Annotated in this window: 17 protein-coding genes; 9 read left to right on the forward strand and 8 right to left on the reverse strand. The window is 67.4% G+C overall.

Annotated elements, in window-relative coordinates:
* Positions 1-3: 3 nt before the first annotated feature.
* The 4 genes from Van01_RS23955 to Van01_RS23970 all read right to left on the reverse strand — a co-directional run bounded on the left by Van01_RS23955 (position 4) and on the right by Van01_RS23970 (position 12,388).
* A complete protein-coding gene (locus Van01_RS23955) occupies positions 4-513 on the reverse strand; it encodes a hypothetical protein (RefSeq protein ID WP_204011806.1) in 510 nt (169 codons plus the stop codon).
* A 154-nt stretch (positions 514-667) separates the two neighbouring features.
* On the reverse strand, positions 668-7,336 hold the full coding sequence (locus tag Van01_RS23960) for a polymorphic toxin-type HINT domain-containing protein (protein ID WP_204011809.1): 6,669 nt from the start codon (positions 7,334-7,336) through the stop codon (positions 668-670).
* Positions 7,337-7,414: 78 nt separating this feature from the next.
* Positions 7,415-11,395 (reverse strand): LamG-like jellyroll fold domain-containing protein, encoded by a 3,981-nt coding sequence (locus tag Van01_RS23965; protein ID WP_204011812.1) that lies wholly within the window; start codon positions 11,393-11,395, stop codon positions 7,415-7,417.
* 321 nt (positions 11,396-11,716) lie between these two features.
* Positions 11,717-12,388: a winged helix-turn-helix transcriptional regulator gene (locus Van01_RS23970; protein WP_204011815.1), complete on the reverse strand. Its 672-nt coding sequence runs from the start codon at positions 12,386-12,388 to the stop codon at positions 11,717-11,719.
* Between the two features lie 62 nt (positions 12,389-12,450).
* Here Van01_RS23970 and Van01_RS23975 point away from each other — a divergent pair, with 62 nt between their 5' ends.
* Both Van01_RS23975 and Van01_RS23980 read left to right on the forward strand, forming a co-directional pair.
* On the forward strand, positions 12,451-13,176 hold the full coding sequence (locus Van01_RS23975; RefSeq protein ID WP_204011818.1) for a DUF899 family protein: 726 nt from the start codon (positions 12,451-12,453) through the stop codon (positions 13,174-13,176).
* A 227-nt stretch (positions 13,177-13,403) separates the two neighbouring features.
* Positions 13,404-13,856, forward strand: a complete 453-nt coding sequence (locus tag Van01_RS23980) for a GNAT family N-acetyltransferase (protein WP_204011821.1) — start codon at positions 13,404-13,406, stop codon at positions 13,854-13,856.
* On the opposite strand, the gene Van01_RS23985 is transcribed toward Van01_RS23980, so the two are convergent.
* A complete protein-coding gene (locus Van01_RS23985; RefSeq protein ID WP_204011822.1) occupies positions 13,846-14,130 on the reverse strand; it encodes a hypothetical protein in 285 nt (94 codons plus the stop codon). The two genes, Van01_RS23980 and Van01_RS23985, sit on opposite strands and share 11 nt — an antisense overlap.
* A gap of 389 nt (positions 14,131-14,519) precedes the next feature.
* Here Van01_RS23985 and Van01_RS23990 point away from each other — a divergent pair, with 389 nt between their 5' ends.
* Genes Van01_RS23990 through Van01_RS24000 form a run of 3 tightly spaced genes read left to right on the forward strand, consistent with a single transcriptional unit; the run spans position 14,520 to position 15,937 of the window.
* Positions 14,520-15,398 (forward strand): helix-turn-helix domain-containing protein, encoded by an 879-nt coding sequence (locus tag Van01_RS23990; protein ID WP_204011823.1) that lies wholly within the window; start codon positions 14,520-14,522, stop codon positions 15,396-15,398.
* Positions 15,391-15,585 (forward strand): DUF397 domain-containing protein, encoded by a 195-nt coding sequence (locus tag Van01_RS23995; protein WP_204011824.1) that lies wholly within the window; start codon positions 15,391-15,393, stop codon positions 15,583-15,585. The genes Van01_RS23990 and Van01_RS23995 overlap by 8 nt, the downstream gene beginning before the upstream one ends.
* Before the next feature lie 58 nt (positions 15,586-15,643).
* Positions 15,644-15,937, forward strand: a complete 294-nt coding sequence (locus Van01_RS24000) for a hypothetical protein (RefSeq protein WP_204011825.1) — start codon at positions 15,644-15,646, stop codon at positions 15,935-15,937.
* 3 nt (positions 15,938-15,940) lie between these two features.
* Here Van01_RS24000 and ligD read toward each other — a convergent pair whose 3' ends face one another.
* A complete protein-coding gene (gene ligD, locus Van01_RS24005) occupies positions 15,941-16,966 on the reverse strand; it encodes a non-homologous end-joining DNA ligase (RefSeq protein WP_204011826.1) in 1,026 nt (341 codons plus the stop codon).
* 47 nt (positions 16,967-17,013) lie between these two features.
* On the opposite strand from ligD, the gene msrB reads away from it, so the two are divergent.
* Positions 17,014-17,424 (forward strand): peptide-methionine (R)-S-oxide reductase MsrB, encoded by a 411-nt coding sequence (msrB, locus tag Van01_RS24010; protein WP_204011836.1) that lies wholly within the window; start codon positions 17,014-17,016, stop codon positions 17,422-17,424.
* 6 nt (positions 17,425-17,430) lie between these two features.
* Here the strand turns inward: msrB and Van01_RS24015 are convergent, their stop codons facing one another.
* A complete protein-coding gene (locus tag Van01_RS24015) occupies positions 17,431-18,111 on the reverse strand; it encodes a DUF305 domain-containing protein (RefSeq protein WP_239099258.1) in 681 nt (226 codons plus the stop codon).
* Positions 18,112-18,218: 107 nt separating this feature from the next.
* Complete coding sequence (locus Van01_RS24020; RefSeq protein ID WP_204011842.1) at positions 18,219-18,968, reverse strand: lytic polysaccharide monooxygenase; 750 nt, start codon at positions 18,966-18,968, stop codon at positions 18,219-18,221.
* A gap of 153 nt (positions 18,969-19,121) precedes the next feature.
* Between Van01_RS24020 and Van01_RS24025 the strand changes: the two genes are divergently transcribed.
* The 3 genes from Van01_RS24025 (at position 19,122) to Van01_RS24035 (ending at position 21,259) form a co-directional block, all read left to right on the forward strand.
* Entirely contained in the window at positions 19,122-19,382 is a 261-nt protein-coding gene (locus tag Van01_RS24025) for a metallothionein (RefSeq protein WP_204011903.1), read from the forward strand.
* Positions 19,383-19,524: 142 nt separating this feature from the next.
* Positions 19,525-19,965: a GNAT family N-acetyltransferase gene (locus tag Van01_RS24030; protein WP_204011858.1), complete on the forward strand. Its 441-nt coding sequence runs from the start codon at positions 19,525-19,527 to the stop codon at positions 19,963-19,965.
* 202 nt (positions 19,966-20,167) lie between these two features.
* Positions 20,168-21,259: a lytic polysaccharide monooxygenase auxiliary activity family 9 protein gene (locus Van01_RS24035; protein WP_204011867.1), complete on the forward strand. Its 1,092-nt coding sequence runs from the start codon at positions 20,168-20,170 to the stop codon at positions 21,257-21,259.
* The last annotated feature ends 157 nt before the right edge of the window (positions 21,260-21,416 follow it).

Below are 21,416 nucleotides of genomic sequence, written 5' to 3' on the forward strand. Positions count from 1 at the left end.
CCCTCATCCTTCCTCGAATGAGAAGTGGTCCTCGAGGTCGGTGAAGAAGACCCGTAACATTGGCATCTTCTGCACTTGACCATCCTCGACCGAGTAGAATTCCATTTCCTGTCGAAGAAGCCGCGGCGGAAGAACCCAAAGTCCTGCCGATTCCAGCACCGACCTGATCTGAGCCAGCCATCCTGACGCCACCGATCCGGAATAGACGAAGTCTTCGTCGCGAAGCAACCTCGGCCGCGAGTCATTCGGCCCTGCGATCATCGCTGCGTACGGGGCTACGTACGACAACCACAAGGTTGCCCCCCAGTCGCCAGATGACAGCAGGACGCATAACGCCACATCATCGTGCCAAGAGTTGTGCTCGTCATCCTGAACCAGGCTAAACTGAGCCAGCCTTTCAACAAGGGCAGCGTACGGGCGCCTTTCAATGGCGTTCTGCAGCTGAGAAAAGTCGGGTGCCCTGAGGTTGCCATAGGTGCGTTCGGCGAATTCGACAAAGGCTTCAGCCGTCATGATCCCAACTCACTCCAATCCGGCCAATTGACAACATCTAGCGCTGGATCTGCAACCTCATATTACCGGAAGAAGTGCCTCAGCACAGGACGAAGAAAACGAACCGACAGCCTCTACAATCTGAATGATCAGCGGTCCTATGCGGAGGGGAGTTCTAGCGGAAGTTGAGTAACTTGCGCCACCATGGCCGCCACCCCGGCCTTCCCCAAGGGGAGCCATGAATTTGTCTGCGCGCGTTCTGCGTCACCCGGACCTGATTCTGCGCCTTGCCGTTCACACTGCCCACTCTCCAGGGAAGGCGGAGAATCCTTTCCTCAGTGCCTCGGTTGGAAGTCCTCTTGCCGAAGGTCCAGGCGAGGCGGGTGTGAATTCGCGCCCAAGTTTGCTTGCCACGCCAGATCGATGTCGACTTGACGTTTCCAGCGGGATTCGGCTTGACTCGATTCGCATGAGCCTTGGTGCCAAGGATATGGCCGTCCTGCTTATTCCGGTTGATGTTCTCGCTTTCTTTCCAGCGATTCCACACCTCCTTGAGACCACCGCAGTTATGCACAAGGACGTCCGACTCGCCTACGCGGACATAGTACGTATGCAATTCGTCGACCGTTAGGTTGTACACACTCGCGAAGGCTTCATACGCCACTACATCAACAACGGCGACTAGCGAACCGTTCGAGGTCACGAGCAGATCCCCGAAACGCAGATTCTCGGCACGCAACCAGTCCCGCTGGTTGTCGACCCAGAAGGGATGACCATCGGTCGCGGTGACAGAACCATCACTCGTTCCGTCGCCATCAACATCAACCGCAACATCTACAAGCTTCTTGCCGCCTTCGCCACCGATCAGATCGACGACTGGCCTGACACCTTCATTCTTGTTGACCGGATCCGCAGCCGCAACGCGATCATTGAGACGGATTTCGTCGATTGCTTTATAGGCACCTTCGGCCATCAATACCTGGGTTCCAGGCAGGAAGCTATTCGGCGCCTCACAAGCGTCGCCTATCCGCCCTCGCGCGGCGTTCTTTAGCGCACTTGCACCTCGGGCAGCGGTCTTGGCCTGCCGGACGCCCGGAACCATCCCGGCTACGCCCATAGCGCAGTCAACCCCGCTGCCGCCCGAGCAGGTCTTGATGGTGTCGATGGCACCGGCCACTGCGGCGACAGCACCGGCCGCCGCTGCGACCACCTGTGCCGGCGGCGGCAGGACAGCGGACACCATCGCCACCGTGCCAGCAACGGCCGAGATCGTTCCGGCGTTGTTCACCACGGTCTTGACGGCCGAGGTGGCGGCGCCGGCGACCGCGTTGCCGGCCCGGCTGGCCGCGTTCTTGACCTTGCCCCAGAAGAGCCCATCCGGGTCGGCGAAGGTGATCGGGTTGTTGTTCGCGTACGCGAACGGGTGCATCCGTTGCGGGTCGTATTCGTCGGTTTGTGGGTCAACGGAGATGAAGGCGCCCAGCGCCGCGTCGTAGAACCGGGCACCCAGCAACGACAAGCCCGTCGGATCCTCGATACCGCCAACGAAGCCACGCTGGCCCGACGGCCAGGTGCCGCCAGCGCCACCGGAACGCTTGTTTCCGTACGGGTCGGAGTAGCGGACCGTGTCGACCCGGGTCACCGAGTTGACCGCCCAGTGGGCCGAGTCGTGCTGGTCCGACGCCAGCCAGATCAGGTCCTTCGCGCCGCTGGCAGTGGACGCCGTACGCGAGGCGACGACATCACCGGCGTGCTCGTAGTAGCGGGTCGCCGTCTTGTTCTGACCGGAGACGGTCAGCTCGTGGCCGGCCACGAAAACTGTGGCGTCGCCGTTCGGGTCGATTCGGGCGATTCGGTTGCCGTCCACGTCGTAGTGCATCCGGGTGGTGCCGTCGGGTCCGGTGATCTCGCTGAGCTTGCCCTGGGCGTTCCAGTCGAGGGTTTCGGTGACTCCGCCGACCCGCCGGTAGGTCAGGTTGCCGATGGCGTCCCAGTCGTAGTGGTCGACCCGCTCGCCAGTGGTGACCGTCCGCACCGCGTGCGGCTGCCCGCCGCTGGCGGCGTACCCATACGTGGAGGTCACACCGGTGCGCTTGTCGGTCACCGACTCGCGGGAGCCGGCCTTGTCATAGGCGTACGACTTCCAGTACGGCGACACTCCACCCACATCGCTCGACTGCGGGTTGGCAGCGCAGGTGTTCGTGCTCTGCGTCCATGCCTGGGTGAGCCGACGCAACTGGTCGTACTGGAAGCATTGGACGTCGCTGTCACCGGGCCGGGCGTTGCCGTCGTTGTCCTGCGGCCGGTTGGCCATCGACAGTACGTTGCCCGCCGGGTCGTACTTGTAGTTCAGGGCGGCGACGTTTGTGATGCTGGCGTCGCGGTCGAAGTAGAACTCGGCCAGCCGCCGGGTCACGTCGTCGTAGACGTAGGTCTGGTACGCCTGCGGCTTGTTGTTGACGCCGAGCTTGCGTTGCAGCAGCTCGCCGTAGGGTGAGTAGGTGGCGTCGTCGACGTAGACGTTCACCGCTCCGGAAGGCGAAGACGTGCCGACCAGCCGGGTCACGTTGCCCAGGTCGTCGTAGGTGTGGTTGAGCATCTCGCGCTCAAGACCACCCACCCTCGGCATATTGACCCGTTCGGGCGAGCCGTCGACCTTGAACGTGAAGGTGGAGACGTAGGTGCCTGCGGCACCGGCCAGGCCGGGCATGGCCGGCACGACCGACTCCTCGTCGCGGACCTGGTAGGCGTCGTTGTAGTCGAAGATCTGACGCGTGAAGTGGTAGCCGTCGACGATCGACAGCTGTTTGGTCAGGTGGCCCTTGGCGACGGTGTCGTAGGTCCACTCTGCGGCGAGCTGTCCGTTGACCAGACGCTTGTATTGCCGCCCGAGCAGGTCGTACTCGGTGGAAACCACCTCGCCCCGCGCGTCGGTCGAGGAGGTCACGTCGTCGCTGTTGTCGTACGTCAGGGTGGTGACGCCCTTGTCCGGGTCGGTGGTGCGTCGCTCCCGTCCCCGCAGGTCGTACTCGTACTGCCAGACCTTGCCGGTCGGGCCGGTCACGGTCTTCAGGTCATCGCGCGGGGTGTACGAGTACGTCGTGGTGTCGAACCCACCGGTGGGGGTGCGACCGTGGAACTGACGCAGCTCGATCGTCCGGTCGTGGACGTCACTGATAGTGGCGGTTGCGGTGCCGCCGAGCGGCGGGGTGACCGTCACCTGCCAGCCGTCCGGGTTACCGCCGTAACCGGTGACAGTTGCCCAGAGCTGACTGTCCCCTGACCACAGCCCTTCGTTGATCACCCGACCGACGGCGTCGTGGCTGAACACCGTCCGCACCCGGTCGGCGCCCGGGTTCAGCTCCAGCAGCCCGGTGCCGGGTTGGCCTGTGACGTATGCCGGACCTGCCTGGTACGCCTCCAGACCTCGGTCGTTGTAGCCGGTCGAGGACACCAGGCGCCGGCCGTCGAGGGCGTCCTCCTGGGTCTGCACCGGCCGGTAGAGGGAGTCGAAGAGCCCGATCTCGGTGATGTAGTTGCTGTTGGGACCGAGCCGCTTGGTGGTGACGGCCAGCGGCCCGTCGGCGCGTACCAGGTAACCGAACTCCAGGTTCGGCGTCTGGGTCGCCTTGGCCCGGCCGGGCAACCACACCTTGGTGAGTCGGCCCAGCGGGTCGTGCAATAGGTCGGTGCGCTTGTTGTTCGCGTCGACCACCGCGGTCGGCTCGGCCCAGGCCGGCTGCTGATAGGTGGTGACCTTGTGCTGAAGGGGGTTGAGGGTGACCGTCTGGGTCACCGGACCCGGTCCCGCCGGGGTGTACGCGGTGGTGGTGACGCCGCCGCGGGCGTCCGTCACGCTCTCGACCCGGCCCAGGTCGTCGTAGCTGGTGCGGGAGGTGGTGGCGTAGACCGGTCCACCGTTCCAGGTGTCGAGGGTGTCCTCGCGGGTGACCAACCCTGCGCTCGGGGTGGCACCGTGGGTGTTCGAGCCGTCGTGGTAGGTCCGGACGTCGGAGACGACGTCGTCCGGGCGGGAGATCGTCGAACCGCATGCCTTGGCGACGGTCTCCACCTGGGACACGGCCGCCCGGATCCATGCGGTGTCGTTGCTGACGTACGTGGTGCGGGTGCAGGTCTCGTCGCCGGTGCTCGCGGTGTCTCCCAGATCGGACACCGTTTCCGGCAGTCCCTCCGAGGTGTACGTCGTCCGGGACTCGGTACGCGCCCACTTGTTCGGCGCGAGAAGCTTCCGGGTCATCTGCGCCGACGGACCACTCAGGTACGCGCGGGCGGTACCCCCGTCGTGGTCACGCTCGGCGGTCTGGCGGGTCCAGTACTGCGTGGTGGACGCCTCGACCAGTGTCGAGTTGTCGAGGGTCGCCTCCTCCAGAGGCATACCGGCCAGCGCCGGGTGGTCGGCGAAGGTGTTGCCCTCAGAGTCGGACACCTGCACGTCACGTCGCCCTCCGCCGGGCAACGGCTGGTCGTGCAGGCCACGGTGGAACCGCTTCCGGGTGGTCAGTGGTACGCCCTGGCCGGGCTCACCGACCTTGGTGACCACCTGGGAGTAGCCGCGCCACTGTCCGTACGTGCGGTGCTTCTTCTTGGTGAACTCGCTGTCGTCGTAACCCCACAGCGTCGGCGTGCCGCCGCCGGTGGTGGAGTACTCGTAGCTGGTGGTGATGGCGGGCTGGTCGGCGGTGCGGTCGATCTCGGCTATCTCGTTGACCACGTACTTGCGGAACCAGTCCAACTTCGGCGAGGCGTAGCCGTCCGGTGTCCAGTACACCGGGAAGCAGAGCCGGGAGTTGTTCTCCGGCGCGGCCGGCACGTCGTTGTAGTCGCAGTCCGGCTCGGAATACGTGACGTGGATGTCGGCGCCAGACTCGGTACGGATGTTCTGGATCCGCCACCTGGAGAACAAGGGCGCTCCGGCGAGCACGTTGGCCCGGTTGGACAGCTCCACTCCGGTGAACTGCACCGCCGGCTCGGTGACGGTGCCGCCGACGTGCCCGGCGTGCACGATCTCCTTCAGCCACAGCGATGCCGACCCGGCCACCTTCGGTGCCTTGAACTCGTGGGTCAGCGCCCACGACTCGACGTCCGAAAAGTCACTACCGTTCCGCACCTGAGTGGTGATCTTCGTGAGCCGCTTGGTGGTGAAGAAGACCGGAGCCAGCTTGTCGGTGCAGGGCGCCGCATCGCAGTACTTGTCCCACGGTACGTCCGGCCAGTTCGCCTTGACCGGCTTGCCGTCCTTGTGGCACTCGGTGGCCAGGCACCGGTCGGCGACGTCGAACACCACTCGCCCGGTGGCCGCGACGCTCGGGTGATCCGCGTGCAGGCCGTACTCGATCCGCTTCAGGTGGCCGCCGCGGTGGAACGACTGCCGGTTGTCCTTGTCATCGGCCGCACCGTAGTAACCGGTTTCGCTCTCGTAGTAGTAGCGGACCGTGTTGCCGTGCACGTCCACGGCCTTGTCCAGCAGCCACCGCCACGCCTGCTTGCAGGACGAGTCCTTGAAGGCGGTGGCGTGGCACTTTTCGCCATCGTGGTTGCCGAAGACGGGGATGGTCCATCGGGAGTTCGCCGAGGTGACCTCGCTGGCGAAGAAGTACCGGGTGCCGTCCGGAGTGGTGATCGTCCACCGCTCGGTCGTGGCGGTGCCCGACGTCGCTGCCGCGCCCTCAAGCCGGATCCGCCAGTTGCTGTCGTTCTGGACCCGCCAGGTGCCGCTGCTGTCGTCCCTGATCAGCGAGGCGTTGGTGCCGTTGAGCGAGACGGTGACGTTGTGGGAGTCACCCTTCCAGCACTGGTCGTAGGTCTTCTTGTCCTTGTTGTTCGGGTCCGTGCCGTCGACCGCGTCGCGGTCGTCGGTGCAGGTGACGTAGGAACGCTCGATGAATCCCGGCGCATACTCCCAGCCGTCGCCGACCCACGACGCCTGGTTGTTGGCACCGGCCATCCGGCCGTCCACCACCTGCGACGAGTAGTCCAACGACACCTCTGGCAGCGGACCCTCCGCCGGGGGCAGCCGCAGCGGGTTCGAGTACGAGAACGCACCGGAACTGTCTCCCGCCGTCCACGAGCCCGACGCCTTCAGGTCGGTGGCCTTGTAGTCGCCCTCCTCCGAGGACTCGTCGGCCGTGATGGCGAACACCATCGGTGCCGCTCCCGAGAGCGTGACCTGAGTCGAGACCGTACTGGTGACGGGGTTGTTGGTCGCCTGGACCGCCTCGATCTCCTGGCACTCCGACCGCTGCGGGGTGGTCGCCGCGCAGGCCGGCAGCCGCTTGAGGGTCAGCCGCTCACCCCACCCGGCACCGTACAGTTCCCGGATCCCGGCGTAGTCGAAGGCCGCCTCGATCGCGCCGGCACTGCCGTCAACGACGACAACCGGGCCACTGACACCTAGCCGACGCGAGTGTTGCTCGGCCAAGACCTGCACCCGCGCCTGGTCGGGAGCACGTTTACCGGCGACGGCCGAGGCCGTGACGGGTAGCCCGCCCGCGGTCCCCCGCACCGTCCGTCCGGACTGCCTGTCGCCGTCAAGACGTCGGTCCGGCCGAGCCTCCGCGACCGCAAGGCTGGTCTCACCCGCCGCTGGCCACGTCGCCCGCTTCGCTCCGGTCCATCGGCCACCGTCGTCAGGCAGCGGCGTCTGGTCGACAGGTGCTCGCCGGAGCGATTCGGCCGCGATCGTCTTGACCTCACGATCGCCGGAGGGCACCTTGGCCGCCTGGGCTGGCTGAGTCGCGGCGAGGGTCGAGGCCACCAGCACCGCGACGGTGCCGAACGTGACGAGTCGTCGGGGACGGGAGGGGACGGTGCGAGGCTGCGACATGACACCTTCCTGACGCAGAGGGGGTGGGGAAGTCAGGCGGGAAGGAAGAGGCGGCCGGTGACCGCCCCTCCCCTTGGCTCAGAGAGCAGCGAGGTCAGCGATCCGATCCGGATCGACGGTGGAGGTCCAGACGCGTACGTCGTCCACGACGCCACCCAGAGGTGCCCAGCGGCGTCCGTCGGCTGCACCGTTGCATCCGATCAACGTCGGTCCGGCAGCCATCCATGGCGTGGTGGGACCCTGCGCCTCTGCCTGCAACTCACCGTTGACGTAGAGCCGAATCTTGCCGGCCGCAACGTCGTAGACACCGGCCAGGTGCGTCCACGTACCCAACTCGGGCGGCTGCTGCGATTCAGCCGTGTGCCAGATGGCGGAGGTACTGTTCCCGGTTGACGGGATGCCGAAATGCCAGCGATCGTGGGTCGGGTTGTACTTCAGATAGAAGCCACCGTGCACGTTGCCGACCTGTGAGATCACGGTGTGGTGGTCGCTCGTCTGTTCGAGCAGCACCCATGCGGCCACGGTGAACGAGGCATCGGTTCGTACCGCCGGGCCGGCTGACTCCGCGCAGGAGTTGTCGGAGAGTTCCAGGCCAAGTGCACCGTCACGACCAAAACCCCTGTCACGCGCCCAGGCATACGGTCCAGTGATGGTCAGGTCGCGACCGTTACCTGACCAGTCCGTCAGATAGGTAGGGGTATCGCTCGCTGGGCCGTCCAGCGGCCACATCCCCTCCAGCTTCACACCCGGGTTGCCACCGTGCACCCTGGCCACCTCAGCGGCGGCAAGCACCCCCCGCCACGCCCTGACCCCCGAGATTGCGCCATGAACATAGTCGGTATGGACGCCGGTATGCAGGACGCAACCAACCGTCATCGCTCCGTTGGCCTTCCACGGCGCCACAGGCCGCGTAATCGAGTGCACCAGGGCACCATTAACGAATAGGCTCATGCGCTGCGTGGAGGTGTCGTAGCTGCCAGCGATATGCGTCCATTTGCCAACGTCACCGGTCACCGGGGTGGACGAACTCGTCCACCGCGACGTCGAACTCTCGTCGTCGGAATCCTTCATCATCAGCGTCCAGTACGGAACACCATTGGTGAAGCGGGTACCCAGATACCAACCACCCACCCGGTTACCGTCCTGGCCGATGATCGTCTGGTTACCGGTGCCGACATTCGCCAGCTTGACCCACGTCGCGACGGTGAACGACTCGTCGGTACGTACGACCGACTCACCGGTCCGCCCACACTGCGTGCCGTTCAGCTCGATCGCTGACTCGGTGCGTCCGTACTGGTCCTCCGTCCAGGCCACAGTCTCCGCCAACGAAAGGTCCGAAGAACGGCCGGTGGACTCGACTCCGCTACCACGCAACTGCCAGTGGCCGACCTCACCCGCAGGTAGTTCGGTGGCGGCGCGAGCGATCTGGGCGTCGGAAAGCAGACCCTGCCAAACCCCGAGATGGTCGATCGAGCCCTGCATCTGATGCCACTGACCGGTTGAACTTGCGGCGCATCCCACGATGAATTTGCTCTGCGCGTTCCAGGGAACGAACGGGATCGCTCCCTCGGCGGCAAGCTGACCACCCACGTAAAGCCGCATGACCCGTGCGACGGGGTCGACCGTAGCTGCCAGGTGCTGCCAGCCATTCAACGGCGGGGACACTGCAGCCTGGATATACGCCCAGGTTGGCGTCGCAACGTCGCCACTTGGCATTGCCAACTCCCAACGGTCGCTGGCCGCGTGGTACTGCACGTAGAAGGAGGGGCGAGTCACACCAGCCTGCGTGACCAGCGCGCGGTTGGCCGCCTTGTCGGTCAGTTTGACCCAGCCGGCCACGGTGTATTCGGCATCAGTCCTGATCACCGGTGACGTCTCCGCGCAGCTTCCGCCGTTGAAGGTCAGCGCGGCGTTGGCGTTGCCACGCCGGTCGGAACCGTAACCAACGCCGCTGTCGAGCGTCAGGCCATGGCCTTGGCCGGAGTCGTCGAGGGCGTCGCCGTCGAAGCGCCAAGCACCCTGTGACTGGGCCTCGGTGATGCGGCCGGTGAAGAAGTTGTAGGCGGTACGCACCGAGTAGTTACCGGCGATGTCCTGGGCCCAGACGTAGACGACCGTACGTCCGACCTCCGGCGTGAACGTGAGGGTGGTCGTGCCCGTCGACGCCTTGAAGTTCTGCTGGGCGTCGACCCCGATGCCGTACGCGAACTGCTTCATTCCCGAGCGAGCGTCGGACGATCTGAAGGAGAGCGTCACGGGCTGACCCTCGATCGGGGTGCCTGAGGTACGGGTGACCACCGGTGCGGTGGGTGGGGTGTGATCCAGCCGGAAGTAGCAGAGGCTTGTCCAGTCGGTGTCGTCCACTCCGTCGGTGCCCCGGATCCGCCAGTTGTAGTTCCCCTCGGCCAGCGTGGGCGCGGGCCAGGAACGCTCGGCACCCGTTTTGGTCGAACCCGAGGTGCTTTCGGCGGGACTGGTCGGACCGTTGAGGTCGAACCGGATCTTGACGGTGCCGTCGCCGTCGCTGGCCTTGCCCCACAACGTCGGCGTGCGGTTGGTGATCCACGGCCCCGGCGAAGTCTTGGCGCAGGCACCGCCAGGGGTGGTCCGGACCGCCACCGGCGAATGCGGTTTGTGCTGGTACTCCGTGATCAGCTTGACCTTGGCCGGGTCGAACTTGGCCCACCGTCCACCGCTCTCGGTCGCCATCCGCAGACCAAAGGTGATCGAGGTGTGGCCTTCGTCTGCGTGGCGTTGAACATGGTGGCCAATCTGCGTGCCGTTGAAAGACATCCAGTTGGGATCTTGGGAAGGGCTGCATCCGCCGTTCGCCTTGCCCAGCTTGGTCTGCAGCGGCTCGCCGTGCAGCCACTTGTCCTTCATGCCGTTCCAGGTGGGCGTGTTGGCGGCCAGAGAATTCGTCTGCCAGACGGAGATCGACTCACCGTCGCAGTCGGCCGTGTGCACGACGTAGGCATCCAGGCTGGCTCTGTCGATCAGCCGCTTGCCGGCCAGGACTGATGTGTCAAAGTAGAAGTGCGATCGCCAGATGTCTCCGTGGTCCTCGTAGTTCGATCCCACCCGGGCGACCTCTCTGGGCCAGTCGCTGCCGGAGGTCCACTGGGTGCTCGGCCTGGAGTCGTTCACCGGAGCCCAGCTGGCCCACTTCTTGTCGTAGGTCGGGTCGATGAAGATCGGGAACCGGCCGGCGTCGAGCAACGCGGGGGCGACGGAAACACTCAGAAGCCCATCGCTGACCCGTACATCGACGGGCGCGGTTTTCGCCGAGTCTGCCGGGCCGCGAGCGGTTGACCGATTCAGATTCTGATGGGACGGCGCACCGTCGACCAGGAATCCGGACCGCGAACCGGCGTCCTTGAGCGTCGAGTCCCATGCTCTGGCCGGCGGGGCTGCCGCCAACAGGCCCTCCGGGCCAGACACGGTTACCCCTCCACCAACGGCAGACACGGTCGCCGTACCGCCCACGACGTACTCCGTCTCGCGGACCAGCGGATTGGCTGCCGCCGCTGCGCTCTTCACTACGAGAAGGTGGGAGAAGCCACCCCGCTCGGCACGCACCACGAGATCAACGTCCGGGTACACGTTCGGATAGGTGATGCTGTCTCCGGCGATCACACCCGGCGGGAGTGGGTCCGCCCAGCCGAGTGAAAAGCTGGCACCACCCCCGGTCATCGTGGCGAAGGCACCCTTCCCGCCCGGCGAGAAGACCACGTCGGCGCTCGAAGCCACAGGTCGCACCAGGCCGTCGGGCCCTACCGTCAACGTGGTGTCGATCGTTGTCCAGTTGCCGTCCTGCCTGGTCCATTGCGGCTCGGCCCACGACTCGAAGGTGAAGTCACCGGAGGGCTGGGCAAAGACCTTCGTCGTCTCCGAGGCCGCTTCCAGCACTTCCACGGGAGCGTCGCACTTCTCGGCCAGAGCCTGAGCTGCATGCTCCGAGGCCACTCCGGATTGCACATCGCCCGGGCACGGGTCGGCGAGGTTGGCGTTGGCGCGGGTAGCCGGCGGTAGCGTGGCGATGGAGCCAGCCAGCACCACAAGGGCCACAGTGGACCGAATCCAGGCAGGACGAACCGACAAGCCGCACCCCCGTGAAGCAAACGTGATCAAGCTTGCGGCACAACGTACAGATAGATGAAACCCAGCACCAGAGCGAATCTGGGCCGATACTCTCCGCGCACCCCTTACGGTGCAATCGTCGGTTTTAGCGCCGCCAGTAGCTGACGGTGACTGCCGCCGTCCACTCCTGGCGGCCCGGACTCGAGTTGCGCTGAGTTCGCTGCGGCGAGATGGCCGATGCTCGCCGCATCCTTCGGTATGACGGGCACCCCCGACAACAGCCCGATCACCTGGGTCTCGCTATGGGCGGGCGTCCGTGAGGTAGTGGCGTACCACGCGGGTGACGGTGTCGCGGTCGCCCTCGACGCGTACGGTGCCGGCGCGCTCGGCGTCGGTGAGCGGCAGGCCGCCGAAGAGCACCTCGCTCCAGGCCGTCGAGTCGGCGGTCACGGTCGCCACCGGGTCGACGGCGACGCCGGGCCGGACGTCCAGCAGCCCGTCAACGGTGGTCAGCCGATATTCGCGTACGGGAGGGTCGGGCTGGCGGGCGTCGTAGAGGCGTAGGGCGGTCGACGGCAGTCCCTCGGGGACCGGGGGTGCCATGGTGCGCATGGCGAGGACCATGGCGTCGGGGGTCATGCCACCGCTGGTGCGGGGGTCCGGTCCGGAGGTGTACCAGCGGCCCAGGGACGCGAGGACCGACTCCAGGCCACGGCCCCACTCGGTGACGGCGTACGCGCGGGTGCGCGCCAGATCGGTAAGCGTCACCTGGTCGACGATGCCGGCCTGGCGGAGGGATCTGAGCCGGTCACTGAGGACGGCCGGCGTGATGCCACGGACGGACTCCTGAAGGTCGGCGAAGCGTTTGGGGCCGAGGAGCAGTTCGCGGACGACGATGAGCGTCCACCTGTCGCCCACCAGGTCGAGGGCGTTGGCAGCCCGGCAGGCGTCGCCGTGGTGCGCGTAGGTCAACTTGGCAGGCAATCCTGATCAACTACTTTCACACGAGTTGGCGCTATGTTTATAGTAGCGGTATGCAGAGTATGGATACACCGCCAGCGCCTCCGGTGGTCGACCGCGACACCTGGCTTCGGGAGCGAAACGCACTGCTCGTCCGGGAGAAGGAGCACACCCGGGCGGGTGATGCCATCGCCGCCGCCCGCCGTCGCCTGCCGATGACCGAGGTCAACCCGGTCAAGCTGATCGGCGAGCAGGGCCCGGTCTCGTTGCTCGACCTCTTCGACGGGCGTGACCAGCTCGTGGTCTACAAGCACATGTGGCACCTCGGCAAGCCGTTCGAGGAGCAGTGCGAAGGCTGCACCATCAGCATCTGGAACTTCCACGAGGCTAGCTACCTGGAGGCACGGGGCATCAGGTTCGCGGTCTTCGCCGAGGGACCGTACGAGGAGATCGCACCGTTCCGCGAGTTCATGGGCTACCTCCACCCGTGGTACTCGACGTACGGCATCGACGAGCCCGCGGTGGCCGGCGGCGGCAACATCACCTGCTACCTGCGCCAGGGTGACCGGGTGTTCCTCACCTACGAGACGACCGGACGCGGCGTCGAGGCGATCATGGGCTCGCTCCAGCTGCTCGACATGACGGCCTACGGACGACAGGAAGCCTGGGAGGACTCCCCCGACGGCTGGCCGCAGGCCGACCCTTCGTACAGCTGGTGGCGCAAGGACGGCCGCCCGGTAGCCCAGTGGACCCGCCCTGGGGCCACCCCCGTCCAGTCGGACCAGCACCATTGCCACTGAACACCACAGTCGAGCGGTTGCCACCCGCCTGAGGCCAACTGGGCCTCAACGACGTCCCTGGGCCGCCTACGGTGCGCCCAGGGACGCCGGGACACCTGCCGCCCATGCCCCTCGGGTGCGGATCCGCTGGCACCGCCGTAGCGGTGATTGGAAACGTCACCCGGCACAGCGACATTTGACGGTGCTCTGCCGCACATCGGGGCGCGCCGTTGTGGGACGCTCGCGGGATGAGTGAGGTGATCTTCCGTGACGCGGTCCGGGCCGACCTGCCGGCCATCCTCGACCTGCTCGCCGACGACATGCTGGGGCGTACCCGTGACGTCGGGGAGGTCGACGCCACGTACGAGAAGGCGTTCGCGGAGATCACCGCCGACCCGCGTAACCAGCTCGTCGTCGCCGAGGCGGGGAGTGAGCTGCTCGGCTGCATGCAGCTCACCTACATCCCCGGGCTGGGCCGGCACGGCACCGAGCGGCAGTTGATCGAATCGGTTCGGGTCCGCTCGGACCAGCGCGGACGGGGCCTGGGCCGGCAGATGATGACCTGGGCGATCGACCAGGCGCGGCGGCGCGGCTGCGGCCTGGTGCAGCTCACCACCGACAAGAGCCGCCACGACGCACACCGCTTCTATCTCGGTCTCGGCTTCGTCGCCAGCCACGAGGGTATGAAGCTCAGTCTCTGACACCGGCGGACGGGGGCCCTGCCAGCCTGGGTCGCCCCACGTCGCAACGGAGGACGGCGGCCCAGAAGGTCGTCAGCGTCGCCAGACTCGACCCGCGGGTCAAGGATCGGGTGGACTTCCGGATCAGCCAGAAGTCCCCCTCGGGCAGGACGACCGCCCAGCCGATCGGGATGTCGTTCTCCGCCACGAGCACCAGCAGTTCCGGCGTGCTGTCGACCTCGATCTCGGGCAGGTCCGCCACCTCGACGGACCCGATCCCCTGCTCCGCGCTCACTGGTAGCTCCGCCGGTGGCATCGCCGCACGGCGTGGCGGGACCGCCACAGCCGGGCCAGCCGCAGCAACGGCCGCTGCTGTGGCTGGGCCGCCGTCGGGGTGCTCCGCCCGGGTTGATCGGCACGGTACGCACCGGCCCGCTCTTGGTACGCGGACCGTTGCACCACGTCGATCGGTTCGTCCTGCCGCTGAAACCACTTCCACCGAGCCACCGCGAGCCTCCCGCGAACACGCATCGATATTGCCGATGCCTGCCACCATCGGCCTGCGCTTCGCCAGCCTGAAACGTCTCATCCGGAGATTCGGGAAAAGAAATTTACGGTGTGTCGTCTGGGCCTCGATGCTGTTCCAAACGAGACACTGGCAGCACCGATGGGAGACGGGGTGACATGAGCGACGTTGGGTCTTCGGTGCCACGGCGGCAACTGGGCAGGTTGCTGCGCCAGGCCAGAGAGGAAGCCGGCATCAACCTGGAGGCTGCCGCCGAGGCCCTCGAATGGTCGCGCGCCAAGATGTACCGCCTGGAGAGCGGACAGACCTCTCTGCGTACCCACGATGTGACGCTGATGTGCCAGCACTACGGCACCTCCGCCGAACTGACCGAGGTCATGGTCAGCCTGGCCCGGGAAAGCAAGAGTCGGGGTTGGTGGCACGCCTACGGTGAGGCCATCCCGGCGTGGTTCGAGTTGTACGTCGGGCTGGAGGCGGCGGCCCGCCGCGTGCGTCAGTACGAGCCGACGCTGATCCCTGGGTTGCTCCAGACCGCCGAATACGCTGCGGTCATCTTCAGCGCCAAGGCTGGCCGGAGCCAGGATGAGATTGCGCAGAAGGTCGCACTACGCATGGAGCGTCAGAAGCTGCTCGCTCGCCGCAGCCCAAAGGCTCCCAGCTTCGAAACCATCATCGACGAGGCCGTGATCCGCCGCCCCATCACCGACCTGGACGCCTGGCGCAGCCAACTCGCACACCTGGTGAACGCCGCACAGCGACCGAACGTCTCGGTCCGGGTGCTGCCGCTGGGCAGCGGCCCCCACGCGGCATCCGTTGCCGGGTCGTTCATCATGCTGGACTTTCCAGCGGTCGGCACGCGGCCCGCAGAGCCATCGACCGTCTACAGCGAGTCGCTGACCGGCAGCCTTTACCTGGACAAGCCGACAGAAGTGGCGGCGTACGCTGACGCCTGGTCCACCCTTCTGGACCTTTCACTGAGCGTGCGCGAGTCTGAAGATCTGATCGGGACGCTTATCAAGGAGACCTTCGATGAATGACTTGACCAACGCCCGGTGGCGCAAGAGCAGCCGGAGCGGGGAGGGCGAGTGCGTCGAGGTGGCGGACAATCTGGCCGGCGCGGTCGGGGTGCGGGACAGCAAGGACGTCGGCGGGCCGGTGCTGCGGTTCGACGCCTGCCAGTGGCGCTCCTTCGTCAACGGTGTGAAGGGTGGCACCCCGACCTGACGCTCGATCGGCGCGGGCGCGTTGCCCGCCGTAGCGCGGGGCTGGTTCGATCACCGGCATGGAGATCTTTCTGGCCACACTCCTCGCCCTGGTCGTCGGCCTTCTGCTCGCGCAGGCGCCGAGCCGTCGTGAGGTGGCCCGCACCGCGTACCGGCTGACCGAGTTGGAGCGGCGGCTGACCCTGGTGATGGATCACCTCGGCGTCGCCGACACCGACCCGCTGCCCCCGGTCGTCCGGGAGCACCTCGCCCGAGGTGACAAGATCAAGGCGATCGCGGAGTACCGGAAGATCACCGGCGCGGACCTGCTGACCGCCAAGACCGTGGTGGAGGCGGGCGACACCCGCCGGTGACGGTCAGCGGGGGCGGTCGCGGTCCTTGGACGGCTGCACGCGTTTCGGCTCGCCCGGCATCTTCGGGTGGTCGGGCGGGTAGGGCAGGTCACCCTCTCCGGCGGCGGCGTCCCGCTCGGCCCATTCGAGCAGCGGCGTGATGTCCCACGCGGCGTCGTCGATGCCGGCGTGCGGGTCGCCGCGCTGGGCGAGCCGTTCCGGCACGGTACGCAGGTCGAAGTCGTCCGGGTCGACGTCGGCCAGTTCGTCCCAGGTGACCGGGGTGGAGACTGTCGCCCGGGCGTTGGCGCGCAGCGAGTACGCGCAGGCGATGGTGCGGTCCCGCGCCATCTGGTTGTAGTCCACGAAGACCCGCTCGCCGCGCTCCTCCTTCCACCAGGCGGTGGTGACCAGGTCGGGCCGGCGGCGGGCCAGCTCCCGGGCCAGCGCGATTGTGGCCCGGCGTACCTCGACGAATGTCCAGCGCGGCTGGATGCGCAGGTAGACGTGCACGCCCCGACCGCCGGAGGTCTTCGGCCAGCCCGGTACGCCCAACTCGTCGAGGATCGCGCGCAGCTCGGCGGCGGCCGTGGCTGCGTGGGCGAAGTCGGTGCCGGGCTGCGGATCGAGGTCGACCCGCAGCTCGTCGGGTTTGTCGACGTCGGCGGACCGTACCGGCCACGGGTGGAACACCACGGTGCCCATCTGCGCTGCCCAGGCCACGTGGGCCAGGTCCGCCGGGCACAGCTCGGCGGCCTTGCGACCGCTGGGAAAGCTGATCTCGGCAGTCTGCACCCAGGGCGGCACGCCTCGGGTCGGCACCCGCTTCTGGAAGAACATCTCCCCCTCGATGCCGTCGGGGAAGCGCTGCAACGTGGTCGGTCGGTCGCCGAGCGCCCGCATGATGCCGTCGCCGACGCTCACGTAGTAGTGGAAGACGTCGGCCTTGGTGAAGCCCCGCTTCGGAAAGATCACCCGATCGGGGCTCGACAGTCGTACGGAGTGCCCGGCCACCTCGATCTGCTCGGCCGCAGCCTTCGTGCCACCCATTGCGCGACCATATGCGACGGGTCCGACCTTCGGCGTACCGTTGACCCGTGAGTCTTCCCGACAGTGAACTGCCCCGCACCGAGGACGAGTGGCGGGTCCGGCTCAGCCCCGCCGAGTTCCGGGTGCTGCGCGAGCACGGCACCGAACCGGCGTGGACCGGCGAGTACGTCGACACCAAGACGCCAGGCATGTACAGGTGTCGGGCCTGCGGTGCCGAGTTGTACCCGAGTGACACCAAGTTCGACTCGCACTGTGGCTGGCCGAGTTTCGACGACGCCATCCCCGGCGCGATCAAGGAGATCGAGGACAATTCCCTCGGTATGAGCCGCACCGAGATCCGCTGCGCCCGCTGCGACAGCCACCTCGGGCACGTCTTCCGCGGTGAGGGGTTCACCCCGAAGGACACCCGGCACTGCGTGAACTCGCTCTCCATCCGGCTGGACCCGAACGACGCCTGACCCTGGTCACCCCGGCCGGCCGGCCATCAACGCGACCTGAGCGGTACGCGACTGCTCGACGCGCCGGGCCAGGTCGAGCACCCGTGCGTCGGTACCCGCCGCCAGGTGCGCCCGGGCCAGGTCGGCGGCGGCCTGCTGGTGTGCGCTCAACACCTCGACCAGCACCGCGTCGACCTCGGTGTCCGGGGCATCGCGCAGCCGCGCCAACTGTTCGGGGCCGGTGCCGTGTCCGGCGTGGTCGTCGGCGCGGGCGCTGCGCCCGGCCTGTGCCAGCCAGCCGCGTGCGGTGGCCAGTTCGTCGGACTCGGTGGCCTCGACGGCGGCGACAAGGGTGCGCAGTTCGCTGTCGGTCAGTCGGTCCCGGACGAGCCCGACGATCTGGAGGGTCTGCTCGGTGTGCCCGGCCATCATCGACAGGAACAGCCTGTCGATGCCGGTCATCTCGCCGGTGACGCCAGGCGTTGCGGCGGGGGTCGCGGCCACCGGCGGCGTGGCGTCGCCGGGCGCGGGCTGCCCGGACGGCGCGGGCGAGCCGCCGCAGCCGGCAACCAGCAGCACCGAGACCAGGTGCAGCGGCAGCACCCGCAGCGTGGCACGCCGCGCCCGCACCACGGCGCGCCCCTCGGGCGGCCGGGCCGACGACCCGACGACTCGGGCCCCCAGTACGCCGGCTCCGGCCCGCGACACGGCAGCTCCGGCCGACAGCACACCAGCTCCCGGCCACAGCAGGGCACGACGGAGCGACGGTACGGCGAACGGGAGGTGCGGCCAGCTCCGGCCGCACCTCCCGCCGGTCAGATCTGGCTCCACAGCGCCGGTACGTTCGGCGGCTCCCAACCGGCGATGGCGGTGTGCGCCTGCCGGCACCTGTAGGTACGGCCGCCGTAGGTGACCTGGTCCCCGACGGCGTACGCGCGACCGGCTGTCCAGGTGCCCCCGACCGGCGGGTTGGTGGTCGGGGCGACGGTCGGGGTGGGCGACGGGGCGGGCGGGTTCGTGGTCGGGCTCGGGCTGGGCGTCGGGTTGCCGCCGCCACCGCCCACCTGGAGGTCGACGCAGGAGTAGAAGGCGTTCGCGGTGTCGGAGATGTTCCACACCGCGAGCAGCTTCTGCCGGCCCGGGTAGCCGGACAGGTTGACGGTGTGCGAGACGGTCGCGCCGGGCTGGCGTCCACCACCGGAGAAGACCGCGACCCGGGTGTTGCCGATGAAGTACTCCCAGTCGCGGGTGGCGTGCATGGCCGTGTTGACCCAGGTGAACGTCACGGTGGTGCCGACCGAGGTGGCCGGCCAGCCCCGGTTGTCGTCGTTGAGGACGGCGAAGTGCGAGATGTTGGCGTGGCAGTTGCGCAGCCCCTTGGGGCCCTCGACGCTCTGCGGCTCCCACCGGATCTGCCCGCAGTCGGGCACCCGGTTCTGGGCGCAGAGCGCCTGGCGGCTCGGTGGTGACGAGACGTAGCCGTGGGCCTGGGCGGGGGTGGCGACGGCCAGGGTGGAGACCATGGCGCCCGTCGCGACGAGCGGCAGGGTGATTCTTCGGCGCATGGCGGCAGCTCCTTGTCGGCGTGTTGCCTGGTGAAGGTGCCACCAACATAATTTAAACCTTGTTAACAGTAAAGACCACTGTCAATAAAAGACGAGCCGCTCAGCGCCGTGCCGCAAGATGGGACAGAAGGTCTTCCGATGGAGGTACGGGGCGTGGCTACCTGCGAGGTCTGCGGCAACGACTACTGGCTCTCGTTCGAGGTGCGTACGGTAAGCGGCGACGTGCACACCTTCGACAGCTTCGAGTGCGCAATCCACCGACTGGCACCGATCTGCGAGCACTGCGGCATCAAGATCTCCGGCCACGGGGTCGAGGTTTCCGGTCGCTTCTTCTGCTGCGGTCACTGTGCCCGCTCAGTGGAGGCCGAGCGCGGCGCCGAGATCCGCGACGCCGTCGGCGCCCGCCCCGCCTGACCGCCCCGCACCGACAGACCACGGCACGAGCAGCACCAGCACCCACCAGCACCGCAGGCCACCAGCACCAGCACCAGCACCGGCACCGGCACCGGCACCGGCACCGGCACAAGGTTCCTGGGCACCGCACTAGCCTGGCGGGATGTCTGACACGCAGCTGCACAGCGCCGGTTTCGCCGAGTTGGACGCCCGCACCTTCCATGACCTGGTACGGCTGCGCGTCGACGTCTTCGTGGTCGAGCAGGAGTGCGCGTACCCGGAGATCGACGGACGCGACGTCGAACCCGGCACCCGGCACCTGTGGCTTGCCCACGACGGCGCTCCGGTGGCGTACCTGCGGATCCTGGCCGACCCCGGCGGGGTGGCCAGGATCGGGCGGGTCGTGGTGGCACCGGAGGCCCGCAGTGCCGGGCACGCGGGCCGACTGATGACGGCGGCCCTCGCGGAGATCGGCGATCAGCCGTGCGTGCTGGACGCGCAGTCCCATCTTGTCGACTTCTACACCCGGCACGGCTTCACGGTCAGCGGGCCGGAGTACGTCGAGGACGGCATCCCGCACACGCCGATGCGCCGGAAGCGGTGACAGGCCGGAAAACCAGTGCTGGAAGCGCTTCGACGAGCCCGTGCAGCAGGTGCTGGAAATCGCTTTCCTCATTGACTCCCGCCGATCCAACATGCCATCCTTCCGGTCGAGCCGGCACACGAGGGCCACGCTGACCGCCGGGAGAGGGCAACTCCCGAGCGTCCGGGCGATGTCGAGATCCGACGACTCCCCTGGGGGCTCCATGTCCAATTCACTGAGATCATCACGGGCGCTCTGGCTGCTGGCCGTCGCGGCCGTCGCCACTCTGCTGCTCAGCACGGCATTCGTGCGATCCGCCTCCGCGCACGGCTCGGTGGCGAATCCGATCTCCCGCAACTACGGCTGCTGGCAACGCTGGGGCGGTGACTTCCAGAACCCACGGATGGCCACCGAGGATCCGATGTGCTGGCAGGCGTGGCAGACCGACACCAACGCCATGTGGAACTGGAACGGTCTCTACCGCGAGGGGGTGGCCGGCAACCACCAGGCCGCCATCCCGAACGGCCAGCTCTGCTCCGGCGGACGCACGGAGAACGGGCGCTACCGGGCGATGGACGTGCCGGGTGCCTGGCGGACCACCTCGGTCGGCAACAACTTCCGGCTGAAGTTCTACGACCAGGCCAGTCACGGCGCCGACTACATCCGGGTGTACGCCACCCGTCAGGGCTACGACGCGCTGACCACGCCGCTGGCCTGGTCGCACCTGGAACTGGTCGGCCAGATCGGCAACACGCCGGCCTCGCAGTGGCAGCAGGAGCCGGGCGGGGTCTCCATCGAGATCCCGGTCAACGCCCCGGGCCGCACCGGCCGGCACGTCATCTACACGATCTGGCAGGCAAGTCACTCCGACCAGTCGTACTACATCTGCAGCGACGTGCAGTTCGGTGGCGGCACCACCCCGCCGACCACGCCGCCGCCGACCACCCCACCGCCCACCACTCCCCCGCCGACCACACCGCCGCCCACCACGCCGCCGCCCACCAACCCGCCGGCGGGTGCCTGCTCGGCGACGTACCGGGTCACCTCGACCTGGTCCGGCGGCTTCCAGGGCGAGGTCCAGGTGACCGCCGGCAACGCGGCCATCCGCGGCTGGCGGGTGACCTGGACCAACGGCAGCGGCCAACAGGTCAACCAGGCCTGGAACGCCACAGTGACCTCCAGCGGTTCCACGGTGACCGCCACCAACGTCAGCTACAACGGCAACCTCGGTGCCGGCGCCAGCACCAGCTTCGGCTTCCTCGCCTCCGGCAGCAGCACGAACACACCGACGGTCACCTGCACCGCGACCACCTGACCCCGGCCGGGGCCGCGCCACACTCCCTCAGGCGCGGCCCCGCTCCGGAGAACGCTTCTCGCGTTGACGTACGCCGATGCTTCGTGGCACGCTTTCCTCGGAGCCAAGACCACAGGGGCAACGCAGGTCGACCACGGGAGAGGCAACTCCCGAGCGT

It is taken from the genome of Micromonospora andamanensis (assembly GCF_016863495.1).
GTDB classification, from domain to species: domain Bacteria; phylum Actinomycetota; class Actinomycetes; order Mycobacteriales; family Micromonosporaceae; genus Micromonospora; species Micromonospora andamanensis.

Excerpts from the sequence above, each read along its gene's own strand:
- Van01_RS23955 (WP_204011806.1), bottom strand. The coding sequence starts at position 513 with ATGACGGCTGAAGCCTTTGTCGAATTCGCCGAACGCACCTATGGCAAC.
- Van01_RS23960 (WP_204011809.1), bottom strand. The coding sequence starts at position 7,336 with ATGTCGCAGCCTCGCACCGTCCCCTCCCGTCCCCGACGACTCGTCACG.
- Van01_RS23975 (WP_204011818.1), top strand. The coding sequence starts at position 12,451 with ATGCAGAGTATGGATACACCGCCAGCGCCTCCGGTGGTCGACCGCGAC.
- Van01_RS23980 (WP_204011821.1), top strand. The coding sequence starts at position 13,404 with ATGAGTGAGGTGATCTTCCGTGACGCGGTCCGGGCCGACCTGCCGGCC.
- Van01_RS23990 (WP_204011823.1), top strand. The coding sequence starts at position 14,520 with ATGAGCGACGTTGGGTCTTCGGTGCCACGGCGGCAACTGGGCAGGTTG.
- Van01_RS23995 (WP_204011824.1), top strand. The coding sequence starts at position 15,391 with ATGAATGACTTGACCAACGCCCGGTGGCGCAAGAGCAGCCGGAGCGGG.
- Van01_RS24000 (WP_204011825.1), top strand. The coding sequence starts at position 15,644 with ATGGAGATCTTTCTGGCCACACTCCTCGCCCTGGTCGTCGGCCTTCTG.
- ligD (WP_204011826.1), bottom strand. The coding sequence starts at position 16,966 with ATGGGTGGCACGAAGGCTGCGGCCGAGCAGATCGAGGTGGCCGGGCAC.
- Van01_RS24020 (WP_204011842.1), bottom strand. The coding sequence starts at position 18,968 with ATGCGCCGAAGAATCACCCTGCCGCTCGTCGCGACGGGCGCCATGGTC.
- Van01_RS24030 (WP_204011858.1), top strand. The coding sequence starts at position 19,525 with ATGTCTGACACGCAGCTGCACAGCGCCGGTTTCGCCGAGTTGGACGCC.
- Van01_RS24035 (WP_204011867.1), top strand. The coding sequence starts at position 20,168 with ATGTCCAATTCACTGAGATCATCACGGGCGCTCTGGCTGCTGGCCGTC.